An 11,200-nucleotide genomic window follows, 5' to 3' on the forward strand; every position below is an offset into this window, starting at 1 on the left:
CGTCAAATCTGACCGGTCGCTTTCGGTAGGTAAGAACACACAAGCACGTCGTCGCCCTGCAGCAGCAATTGAACAACCGCTTGCTGCTCACGGCCTTTCGAGTTTCGGCTGATGCCTGTGAACTCCGCGGAGAACAGCACCTGAGCCTGATTCGGTGACAAAAACACAATTTTGTCGATCGACGTCACGTCGACCTTCGTGAACTGCTTGCGAAACGTCTCACTGCCAAGACGGGCAAGCGCCTTGTCCGACCGCTGGTCTTTGACCTCGTCGTAAATGCCGCACGCCATGTTGCGGGCCACGGTTTCGGTGTCGCCCTTGAGCATTGCATCGAGGTAGTTCTGAATCGCACTCTTCGCCGTCGCGTCGCTGATCGGGCCGCTGCTCGTGCTGCTGTCCGAAGAGTTGGCCACGGCGTAGACGACCGCTGCGGTCGTTGCTCCCAGCACCGCGACCACCAGCGCGATGATTGCGATCATCCGCCATCGGTGCTGGCTGGGGTACGGCAGCGCGGGCTGCAATTCGGCAGATCTCGGTGGAGACGGGTAGCTTGGGCCGGGCTGGCTGTAGTTTGGCTGGCTAAGCGCCGCGTCGGTGTACTGCGGACCGGCCATGGTAGGCAGGCTACTGGTCCCGGGCGAGCGAGGCGACGGGGGCATTGGGGCCCGGGGCGAGCGAAGCGACGGGGAGAGACGGAGGGTGAGCGCGTGACGATTGCGGTGACCGGTTCCATTGCGACCGATCATTTGATGCGTTTCCCTGGAAAGTTCTCCGAGCAGCTGCTCGCCGAACACCTGCAGAAGGTCTCGCTGAGCTTTCTTGTCGATGACCTTGTGGTGCACCGGGGCGGGGTCGCGGGGAACATCGCATACGCGATCGGTGCGCTCGGCGGAGATGCAGTGCTCGTGGGGGCCGCCGGAACGGATTTCGCCGACTACCGAAAGTGGCTGCAATCCCATCGCGTGAACTGTGATCACGTGCTGATCTCGACAACCGCGCACACCGCGAGATTCGTCTGCACCACCGACGAGGAGATGGCTCAGATCGCGTCGTTCTATCCAGGCGCGATGTCGGAGGCCCGCAACATCTCGCTGGAGAACATCGTATCGTCGGTCGGCACACCTGAATTGGTGATCATCGGCGCCAACGATCCTGAGACGATGTTCCTGCATACCGAGGAATGCCGGAAGCTGGGGCTGGCCTTTGCCGCCGATCCGTCGCAGCAGCTGGCCCGGCTGTCCGGCGACGAGATCCGGGCCCTGATCGACGGTGCCACTTACCTCTTCACGAACGATTACGAGTGGGACTTGCTGCTGAAGAAGTCGGGTTGGACCGAGGACGACGTGCTCAGCCAGGTAGGCCTGCGGGTTACGACGTTGGGCGCCAAGGGCGTTGACATAATAAGCGCGGATGGGGCGTCACTTCACGTAGGCGTGGTGCCCGAGACGGGCAAGGTCGACCCCACAGGCGTGGGCGACGCGTTCCGCGCGGGCTTCCTCACCGGGCGCAGCGCCGATCTGAGCCTGGAGCGTTCGGCGCAGCTCGGTTCGCTGGTCGCGGTGCTGGTGCTGGAAACCAATGGAACCCAACAGTGGACGTGGGACCGCGACGCCGCCATGTCCCGCCTCGCCGGTGCGTTTGGGCCCGAGGCCGCCGATGAGATCGGCTCTGCGCTGGGCTGAGGCGCGGAGCCTGCGGAGCCGCGTCCTAGATTCAAGTGTTACAGGTGGACCGGGTACGCCGGTTCGCTGATCTGGGGCACGATGCTTCCCTCGACGAAGATCGCGTGCCACAACATGAAGATGAGGACCGTCCATAGCCGGCGACTGTGATCGCTGTCCCCGGCCAGGTGTTCGTCGAGCATGCGACGGACGGCAGCGATGTCGACCAGATCGCCCGCCTGGGAGGTCGCCAGCATGGTGTGCGCCCAGTCCAGCAGCTCGCCGGCGCGCAGCCAGTGCCGGATCGGTACGGGGAAGCCAAGTTTCGGCCGGTTCAGCACGTGTGCGGGCACGATCGGCTCGAGCGCCCGGCGCAGCGCGTACTTGGTGGTGGTTCGGGTGATCTTCTGCTCGACGGGCAGGCGCGAGGCCACCGCGAACACCTCGGGGTCCAGGAACGGCACCCGCAACTCCAGCGAGTTGGCCATCGTCATCTTGTCGGCCTTCACGAGAATGTCGCCGCGCAGCCACGTGAACAGGTCGACGTGCTGCATACGCGCCACCGAATCCCATTCTCGCGACTGCTCGTAGAGCGGTGCGGTGACGTCGGTGTGCGTCCACTCCGGGCGGAAGTTCTTCAGCACCGCCCTCAGCTGCGGGTCGGTGAAACTGCGCGCATTGCCGTAGTAGCGCTCCTCGAGCGTTTGTGACCCGCGGTTCAGCAGGCTCTTTCCCCGCATGCCGTCAGGCAGGGGAGCAGACACCTTCCGCATCGAGCGGCGCAGCTTGCCGGGCAGATAGTTGAAAGGCTTCAGCGACAACGGCTCTCGATAGATGGTGTAGCCGCCGAACAGCTCGTCGGCGCCTTCGCCGGACAGCACGACCTTGACGTGCTTGCGCGCCTCGCGGGCGATGAAGTACAGCGGCACCAGCGCAGGGTCGGCTACGGGCTCGTCGAGATACCACACGATCTGGGGCAGCGCCTCGACGAACTCGGCCGGACTGACCACCTTGGCGATGTGCCGGGCACCGATCGCCTCCGCCGATGCGACGGCCACATCGACCTCTGAAAAGCCCTCCCGCTCAAAGCCCGTCGTGAACGTGATCAAGCGAGGATTGTGCCGGATCGCCAACGCCGCGATCGCGGTCGAGTCGATGCCGCCGGACAGGAACGCGCCTACCGTGACGTCGGCGCGCATGTGTTTGGCCACCGAATCCTCGAGCACCGCGGTGATTTCGTCGTAGCGGGCCTTCTCGGCTCCACCGGCGAACGGTGTGGCGGCAAAGCGCGGGAAGAAATACCGGGTGATCTCGGGCGGCCGGCCCGGCCGGATCACCGCGGCGCAGCCGGACTCCAGCCGCCGAATGCCGCGGTGCAGTGTTTCCGGCTCCGGCACGTACTGCAGCACCGTGTAGTGCTGGACGGCACGTTCGTCGATCGCGAGGTCGATCCCGAGAATCCCGGCCAAATCCAGCAGGCACTTCTTCTCGCTTGCCACCGCGGTTCCGCCGGGCCCACTGGCCAGGAACAGCGGCTTGATGCCGAACGGGTCGCGGGCACAGAACAGTTCGCGTCGTTCGGTGTCCCACAACGCGAAGGCGAACATCCCGCGCAGTCGCGCAAGTGCGGCGACACCCCAGTAGTGGTAGGCAGCGACGATGGCCTCGCCGTCGCCGTCGGTGGTGAACTCGGCACCGTGCTCGGCCGCGAGCTGCTCGCGCAGCTCCAGGTAGTTGTAGATCTCGCCGTTGAACACCAGCACGTAGCGGTCGGGCGTGTCCGCTGGACCCCACCGCAGCGGTTGATGAGAGTGCTCGATATCGATGATCGACAGACGGTTGAAACCGAACACGACATCGGGATCAGACCACGTGCCCGGCTCGTCAGGTCCCCTGTGCCGCATCACATGCGACGAGTTCGAGACCGCCTCGACCACCTCGGCGGTGACTGCTGACGAGGGGTCTCGCATCAGGGCCAGCAGTCCGCACATCGGGCCAAGTATGCCGCACGCCAGAGGTGGTCTACGCTCTGTAGTATTCGACAGCTCCTAGTTCGCCCGACCACAGGAGGCGCCGACGTGAGACGGCTGCGGCTGCTCGGTGTGACCGGCACGCTTGGTGCCGCGGCGTTCGCGCTCAGCGGTTGCACCCCGCAGGAGGCACTGCGGCTGGGCTGGCCGGAGGGCATTACGCCGGAGGGCCACGACAACCTCAAGCTCTGGATCGGCTCGCTCATCGCCGCGCTGGTGGTCGGCGTGATCGTCTGGGGGCTGATGTTCTGGGCCGCGGCTTTTCACCGGCACAAGAAGACCGACACCGAGCTGCCCCGCCAGTTCGGCTACAACATGCCGCTCGAACTGGTGCTGACGGTCACGCCATTCCTGATCATCGCGGTGCTGTTCTATTTCACGATCGTCGTGCAGGAACGGATGATCTCCAACAAGACGGGCGACCCCGCGGTCGTCGTCGACGTCACTGCATTTCAGTGGAACTGGAAGTTCGGCTACCAGAGTGTGAACTTCCCGGACAAGAACTGGCAGCACGACCTCCGCGACCCGGATCGCAAGAAGGCCGAGGAGTCCGAGCCCGAGGGCAAAGACACCCACGGCGAGGAACTCGTCGGCGCGGTCAAGCGCCGCAACCCCGAGGATCGCAGCTACCTCAACTTCGACAAGATCGAGACGGTGGGCACCAGCGACGAGATCCCCGTCCTGGTGTTGCCGTCGCACAAGCGGATCGAATTCCAGCTGGCCTCCGCCGACGTCGTTCACGCGTTCTGGGTGATCGACTTCCTGTTCAAGCGCGACGTAATGCCCGACCCGCAGGCCAACCATTCCGACAATGTGTTCCAGGTCACCGAGATCGAGAAGGAGGACGCGTTCGTCGGTCGGTGCGCGGAACTGTGCGGCACGTATCACTCGATGATGAATTTCGAGGTGCGGGTGGTGCCGGAGGGGCAGTTCAGGGAGTACATCGACTACCGGCTTGCGAACCCGAACGCGACGAATGCTGATGCGATGCGCCACGTCGGCCTGCCCGCCACGGCCGTCACCACCAAACCGTTCGAGACGCGCCGCGGCGAACAATCCGGTATCCCGCAGTAGTAAGGCAGACCATGCATATCGAAGCCCGGCTGTTCGAGATCCTGACCGCTTTCTTTGCTCTGGCGACGGTTGTGTACGCCTTCCTGACCGCCTACTTCTCTCTCGGCGGCATCGAGTGGGCCGGAACCACCGCGATGGTGATGACCACCGGGCTCACGTTGATCATCGGAACATTCTTCCGATTCGTCGCGCGCCGGCTGGACACCAGGCCGGAGGACTACGAAGACGCCGAGATCGCCGACGGCGCGGGGGAGCTCGGTTTCTACGCGCCGCACAGCTGGTGGCCGGTGATGATCGCTCTGGCCGCATCAGTCACGGCCGTCGGGGTCGCGCTGTGGTTGCCGTGGCTGATTGTGGCTGGTGCGGTGTTTGTGCTCAGTGGTGCAGCAGGGTTGGTCTTCGAGTACTACATCGGCCCCGAGAAGCACTAGTCAGGCCCACGAAAAGGTCACAATCCAGCACCTAGTTGGGGATCCCGCCCGTCGCTCGACTCGATTGCCGTGAGCCGTTGGGTAGTGTTGCCGAGGGCGCGTGGCGCGTACACCCTGTAAGGCAGCAGTTGAGAAGGACACGCAGAGATGAGCGGGCCAAATCCCCCTGGGCCGGAGTCACTCGGGGACGAACCAGGCAGCGAAAGCATCTCCGAGCAGCCTGATGACGAGCCCGGCAGCAATCCCGTCTCGGAGCAGATCGAGGTGTCCCTCGACGAGCCTCTTGACCATCCCACCCAGGACGTCCAGGCGTATTCCGCGCCGGAATCGGAGCAGATTCGCAGTGGTCCCTATGTCCCGGCCGACGCGTTGTACGACTACGACGCGTATGAGGCTGACGGCGATTACGACGGCCGCCGCGCGACGCCGAGGTGGCCGTGGGTGGTCGGCGTCGTCGCCATTCTCGCCGCGGTCGCACTCGTGACGTCGGTATCACTGGTCGTGACGCGCACGTCGAACGTGTCCGCACCGCCGAGCACGTCGACGACGACAAAGCCAACCACTTCGACCTCGCCGGTGCAGGACGAGAGCACCCCGCCCTCGACCCCGCCGCCCCCGCCCCCGCCCCCACCGTCGACCGAGACCGTCACCGTCACCCCGGAGCCGCCGCCTTCGCCGCCGCCCTCACCCAGCGAGGCGCCCCCGCCACCCGCGCCGGCCCCGGCGCCGCCATCCTCGCCTGCGCCGCCGTCGTCGGCTTCCACCCCGCCGCCGCCTGCCGCGCCCCGTCAGGTGACCTACACGATCACGGGCACCAAGGCTCCAGGAGACATCATCTCGATCACGTTCACCGACGCGTCCGGACGCGCGCGCACTCAGCGCAATGTGTACATCCCGTGGTCGTTCACGCTGACCCCGATCGCTACGTCGGATGTCGGCTCGGTGAAGGCCTCGAGCCTGTTCCGGGCCAGCAGGCTGAACTGCTCGATCACTGCGAGCGACGGCACGGTGCTCTCCCAACAACAGGACAATTCGCCAGAGACGAACTGCTGATGGACAAACCCGAAAACGTCGACCGTGCGCTGCTGGGACTGTGCGCCGCGGTGTGGCTCGCCGTCATCGGCGTCAGCGTCGCAGCCACCGTGGCACTCGTCGGGCTCGGCTCTGGCCAGGCCAGCCAGCCCGAACCGAACGCGAACACGCCCTGGGTGCTGTATGTGGTGATCGGGATCTCCGCCGTTGTCATCCTGGCGTCGATTCCGCTGTTGCTGCGGGCCCGCCGTGTCTCTCAGCAGGAGCCGCCGACCCGGGAGCCGGCCGCCGCGCCGCGCGCGGAGCCGCCCGCGCCGAGGGGCCGTATCGCGCCGGAGCCTGCGACGGAGAAGCTGCGCGTGTTCGGCACCGTGACCGACTCAACCCAGCGCGACCGGCTCACTGAACGACTCACCGATGAGCGGTCCCGGTTTCTCGGTGGGCCGTCCACCGAGTTCGTCGACCGGGTGTGGCTGCGCTTCATCACGACGATGGCCACGGCGATCGGCCTGGCCACGCTGGCCGTCGCGATTGCGGTGTACCTGATGGCCGATCACTCCGACGGGATGGCGTGGGCCGCGCTGGTGGTCGCCGGGCTCATCACCGCGGCAATGCCTGCCATCCCGTGGTGGCATCTGCGTCGGCTTGATGGCGGCGCATTCGGCTAATGGTGCCCGTTGGGCGAGGAGCCGTTCCCCGATCCGTTGGGTGAGCCGTCTCCGTTGCTGTTCTGCCGTTCACGCAGGGCGGTGAGCGCACGCTGTTCGGAAGCGTGTTCGGCCTCGGTGAGCGCCTGCTGCTCGGCCGGCGGATCGGCGCGCAGGAAGCTGCCCGAGCCTGGCGCGCCGCCGAGACCGAGCTTGTTTATGCGCTTCGGTACCGCGGCACCCTGGTACTCCAACGGGATCGCGTGGCCGTGCTCGTCGATGGGTCCGAGCGGCTGGTGCAGCTCGATGTAAGCGCCTTGCGGCAGTCGCTTGATGATGCCCGTTTCGACGCCGTGCTCGAGCACCTCGCGGTCGCTGCGCTGCAACGCAATTGCCCACCGGTAGGCGATGAAGTACACGATCGGGGGAAGCACCAGCATGCCGATGCGGCCGATCCAGGTGGTCGCGTTCAGCGAGATGTGGAACTTCAGCGCGATGATGTCGTTCATCGCACTCAACGTCAGCACCGAGTAGAACGCGATCGCCATCGCCCCAATACCGGTGCGCACCGGCACATCTCGCGGCCGCTGCAAAAGGTTGTGGTGCGCCTTATCTTTGGTCAGCCTTGCTTCGACGAAGGGGTAGATCGGCAGCAGGATGAACACCAGGCCCATGATCAGCGCCACCCAGACGGGCGAGGGAACCGTGTGTCCGAACGGGTAGAGCTCCCAGGCGGGGAAGATACGGGCCAGCCCCTCGGTCCACATCATGTAGAAGTCGGGTTGGCTGCCCGCCGACACCTGATACGGCTTGTACGGACCGAGTTGCCAGATCGGGTTGATCTGCAGGAGCCCGCCCATCAACCCCAGGATGCCCACCGTCATCGCGAAGAACGCACCCGATTTCACCGCGAACACCGGAAGGATCCGCACGCCAACGACATTCGATTCGGTGCGGCCCGGCCCGGGGAACTGGGTGTGTTTCTGATACCACACCAGCGCGAGGTGAACGCCGATGAGCGCCAAGATGATTGCCGGGATCAGCAGGATGTGAAGCATGTACAGGCGCGGGATCAGGACCTGGCCGGGGAAGTCACCGTCGAACAGAGCCCAATGCAGCCAGGTGCCGATCACCGGCATTCCCAATGTGATTGAGGACAGCGCCGCGCGCAGGCCGATGCCGGAGAGTAGGTCGTCGGGCAGCGAATAGCCGAAATAGCCCTCGAACATCGAGAGGATCAGCAGCAGCGAGCCGATCACCCAGTTGGTTTCGCGGGGCTTGCGGAATGCGCCGGTGAAGAAGATGCGCGCCAGGTGCACCATGATCGACGCGGAGAACAACAGCGCGGCCCAGTGATGGATCTGACGGACGAACAACCCGCCGCGTACCTCGAAGCTGATGTTCAGCGCGGTCTCGTACGCCCGCGACATCTCCAGGCCGTTGAGTGGTTGGTAGACACCGTGATACACGACTTCCTGCATCGACGGGTCGAAGAACAGCGTGAGGTAGACACCGGTGATCAGTAGGATGATGAAGGAATACAGCGCGATCTCGCCCAGCAGGAACGACCAGTGGCTGGGGAATACCTTGTTGATCTGGCGCTTCATCCCCGATGCGAGGTGGTAACGCTGATCCATCGCATCGGCCTGGTCGGCCGCGATCTGGCTGAGCGGAGGGGGTTTCAGGTTGGGACTCATGTCGTCTTCCGTTCCCAGAATGCCGGCCCGACGGGTTCGATGAAGTCGCCGTTGGCAACCAGATACCCTTCGGCGTCAACTGTAATCGGCAGCTGTGCCAACGCCCTTGCGGCCGGCCCGAAGATCGGCCTCGCGAAATGGATCAAGTCGAACTGAGACTGGTGGCACGGGCACAGGATCTTGTAGGTCTGCTGCTCGTACAGCGATGCGGGGCAGCCCAAGTGCGAGCAGACCTTGGTGAACGCGAACAGATCGCCGTAGTTGAAGCTTTCCTGCCCTTGACGTTTCACCACTTTGCTCATGTCGTTGGGCTTGATGCGGATCAACATGACCGGGTTGCGCACGCCCATCAGGATCTGGCTGATCTTTTCGTGCGACTCGATCGTGGTGCCGTCGCCGTCCGACTCGCGCCACGGGAACACCGTCTCCATGCCGCCCGCATCGATGTCCTCGGGCCTGATCTTGAGCAGCACGGCCGGCCGGTCGCCGACCTTGCCGACGGAGCGGGCCAGGTAGATGGTCTCGCCCTTCCAGCGGGGCGTCCACCCGGTCAGCAACAGCTCAGCCCTCGGGTCCTCGTACGGAGAGAACTGGAGCTTGCGCCACGGGTTCTTGATCAGGCCGCCGGCGAACGCGACCAGTGTGCCTAGCCCGAACGCGCCCAGCCCCACGCCCAGCGACATCTTGATCAGCCGGCGCCTGCCGATGGTGGACTTGTCCATGGTGTCGGACAGCTGGGCGACGATGGTCTTGCGGTCCACGTCAGACGACTGTCCGTCGTGGCGGTCCTGCACCGCGATCTCGTAGGGGATGAATTTCTTCTGGTACAGCACGGCACCGATGCCGATGCACAGGATCGACAGGCCGAACGTCAACCCGTACAGCGGCGTGGCCAGCACGTAGAAGAGGTTGTTCGGATCATCCTTGGGATATTCCCAGGGCCAGAACAAGAAGATGATCAGCAATGCCAGCCCGGAGAACCCTCCGAGCAGCAACCAGAACGCGACACCGCGCTCCGCGCGCTTCTCGGCGCGGGTGTCAGGCACCGGCCACCGAGGCTCGGAGTAAATGACCTCGACACCGTCGAGTCCCGTGCCGAGCTTCACCAGATCGTCGCGCGACATCTCTGCCAGCTCGCGGTCGTCGGGAACCTTGGGAGCGTCAGTCGTCATGAGCGTGATCCAACCCATAGGGCCACGGCGAGCACACCGACGACGCCGATGAGCCAGGCCGCCCACGCCTCAGACGTCGGCCCTAAGCCGCCGAGGCCGTAGCCGCCCGGGTCCTTGGTGTCGGTGGCCATCTTCACGTATGCGACGATGTCCCGCTTCTCGTCAGAGGTGAGCTGGCGATCGGAGAACTTCGGCATGTTCTGCGGGCCGGTCAGCATCGCGGTGTAGACCTGCGCTGGGTTCGCGTCGACGAGCGGCGGCGCGTACTTGCCGGACGACAGCGCGCCGCCTTTGCCGGTGAAGTTGTGGCATGAGGCGCAGTTGAGCCGGAACAGGTCGCCGCCGCGGGCCACATCGGATCCGACGAACCACTGCTGGTCGATCCTGCCGTCCACCCGCGGCACCTGGGGGCCGCCGCCGTTGGCCTGGACGTAGGCCATCAGGGCGTCGATTTGTTTGTCGTCGAAGTTCGGCGGTTTCTGCGGCGCCTGGGCGCTTTGGCTCATCGCCGGCATCCGGCCAGTGGAGACCTGGAAGTAGACGGCTGCGTCGCCGACGCCGACCAGCGCGGGGCCTCGGTCGGTGACACCCTGCAGGCTCGCGCCGTGACAGGAAATGCACGACGTCTCGTAGATCTGCCTGCCCTGTTTGACCTGGTCAGACAGCGTCGGCTCGTCGGCGACGGCAAGCTGGGGCTTGGGTGTCAGTGTGGCAGCGAGGCCACCGGCGACGACGAGGCCGATCAGCAGCAGCAGGGCCGCCGACGCCCGACGCCGCAACCGGCGGCGGGACCGGCCGGAGCTGCTGGTCTTCTTGATCAACTCCCGAACTCCCCTCACCGGACGAAGTAGATGGTGGCGAACAGTGCGATCCAGACGATGTCGACGAAGTGCCAGTAGTACGACACGACGATCGCCGCGGTCGCCTGCGCGGGAGTGAACTTGGTCATCGTGGTTCGGGCGAGCAGGTACACGAACGCGACCAGGCCGCCGATGACGTGCAGTCCGTGGAAGCCGGTGGCGAGGTAGAACACCGAGCCGTACGCGCTGCTCGGGATCGTCGTGCCGTGCTGCACCAGGTGGATGTACTCATAGCCCTGGCCCAAGACGAAGAACGTGCCCATTGCCAGCGTGATCAGATACCAGCGCCGTAGTCCGAACACGTCACCGCGCTCGGCGGCGAACACGCCCATCTGGCAGGTGAACGACGAGGCGATCAGCACCAGCGTCACCGGCACCGCCTGGTACAGGTTCAGCTCCGTGGGAGGCGGCGGCCAGGGTTTGCCATTCTGTGCCCGGGCGGTGAAGTACATCGCGAAAAGCCCGGCGAAGAACATGAGCTCGCTGGAAAGCCACACGATGGTGCCGACGCTGACCATGTTCGGGCGGTTGAGCGAATGCACTCGCGACGTGATCGCGGTTCCGGAGGTCCCTACGGCGCTCGTCACAGAAGAAGT

11 protein-coding genes are annotated in these 11,200 nt (G+C 65.0%); 5 read left to right on the plus strand and 6 right to left on the minus strand.

The genetic code is table 11. The annotated features are described in order from the left end of the window. Positions 1–2 precede the first annotated feature (2 nt). Positions 3–614: an Rv0361 family membrane protein gene (locus tag QOH60_RS03225; protein WP_526417020.1), complete on the minus strand. Its 612-nt coding sequence runs from the start codon at positions 612–614 to the stop codon at positions 3–5. A 93-nt stretch (positions 615–707) separates the two neighbouring features. Here QOH60_RS03225 and QOH60_RS03230 point away from each other — a divergent pair, with 93 nt between their 5' ends. Then, positions 708–1,682, plus strand: a complete 975-nt coding sequence (locus tag QOH60_RS03230) for a carbohydrate kinase family protein (RefSeq protein WP_526417022.1) — start codon at positions 708–710, stop codon at positions 1,680–1,682. Positions 1,683–1,720: 38 nt separating this feature from the next. Here the strand turns inward: QOH60_RS03230 and asnB are convergent, their stop codons facing one another. Then, on the minus strand, positions 1,721–3,652 hold the full coding sequence (gene asnB, locus QOH60_RS03235; protein ID WP_526417024.1) for an asparagine synthase (glutamine-hydrolyzing): 1,932 nt from the start codon (positions 3,650–3,652) through the stop codon (positions 1,721–1,723). A gap of 45 nt (positions 3,653–3,697) precedes the next feature. Here asnB and ctaC point away from each other — a divergent pair, with 45 nt between their 5' ends. The 4 genes from ctaC to QOH60_RS03255 all read left to right on the plus strand — a co-directional run bounded on the left by ctaC (position 3,698) and on the right by QOH60_RS03255 (position 6,896). Then, complete coding sequence (gene ctaC, locus QOH60_RS03240) at positions 3,698–4,765, plus strand: aa3-type cytochrome oxidase subunit II (protein WP_526417095.1); 1,068 nt, start codon at positions 3,698–3,700, stop codon at positions 4,763–4,765. An 11-nt stretch (positions 4,766–4,776) separates the two neighbouring features. Further along, positions 4,777–5,196 (plus strand): aa3-type cytochrome oxidase subunit IV, encoded by a 420-nt coding sequence (gene ctaF / locus QOH60_RS03245; protein WP_526417026.1) that lies wholly within the window; start codon positions 4,777–4,779, stop codon positions 5,194–5,196. Positions 5,197–5,343: 147 nt separating this feature from the next. After that, positions 5,344–6,249 carry an MmpS family transport accessory protein gene (locus tag QOH60_RS03250; RefSeq protein WP_526417028.1) on the plus strand — a complete coding sequence of 302 codons (906 nt, stop codon included), beginning with the start codon at positions 5,344–5,346 and terminating at the stop codon, positions 6,247–6,249. Then, positions 6,249–6,896: a DUF2561 family protein gene (locus QOH60_RS03255; protein ID WP_526417030.1), complete on the plus strand. Its 648-nt coding sequence runs from the start codon at positions 6,249–6,251 to the stop codon at positions 6,894–6,896. Before QOH60_RS03250 ends, QOH60_RS03255 begins: the two co-directional genes overlap by 1 nt. Here QOH60_RS03255 and qcrB read toward each other — a convergent pair. The 4 genes from qcrB to ctaE are packed head-to-tail and all read right to left on the minus strand — an operon-like array spanning position 6,893 to position 11,191. Then, positions 6,893–8,572 (minus strand): cytochrome bc1 complex cytochrome b subunit, encoded by a 1,680-nt coding sequence (qcrB, locus tag QOH60_RS03260; RefSeq protein ID WP_526417032.1) that lies wholly within the window; start codon positions 8,570–8,572, stop codon positions 6,893–6,895. The two genes, QOH60_RS03255 and qcrB, sit on opposite strands and share 4 nt — an antisense overlap. Further along, a complete protein-coding gene (gene qcrA / locus QOH60_RS03265) occupies positions 8,569–9,744 on the minus strand; it encodes a cytochrome bc1 complex Rieske iron-sulfur subunit (RefSeq protein ID WP_526417034.1) in 1,176 nt (391 codons plus the stop codon). The genes qcrB and qcrA overlap by 4 nt, the downstream gene beginning before the upstream one ends. After that, positions 9,741–10,583 (minus strand): cytochrome bc1 complex diheme cytochrome c subunit, encoded by an 843-nt coding sequence (gene qcrC / locus QOH60_RS03270; RefSeq protein WP_526417036.1) that lies wholly within the window; start codon positions 10,581–10,583, stop codon positions 9,741–9,743. Before qcrC ends, qcrA begins: the two co-directional genes overlap by 4 nt. Further along, positions 10,580–11,191 (minus strand): aa3-type cytochrome oxidase subunit III, encoded by a 612-nt coding sequence (ctaE, locus tag QOH60_RS03275; protein WP_526417038.1) that lies wholly within the window; start codon positions 11,189–11,191, stop codon positions 10,580–10,582. The genes qcrC and ctaE overlap by 4 nt, the downstream gene beginning before the upstream one ends. Between the last annotated feature and the right edge of the window lie 9 nt (positions 11,192–11,200).

The organism is Mycobacterium sp., from assembly GCF_032159765.1.
Taxonomy (GTDB): Bacteria; Actinomycetota; Actinomycetes; order Mycobacteriales; family Mycobacteriaceae; genus Mycobacterium.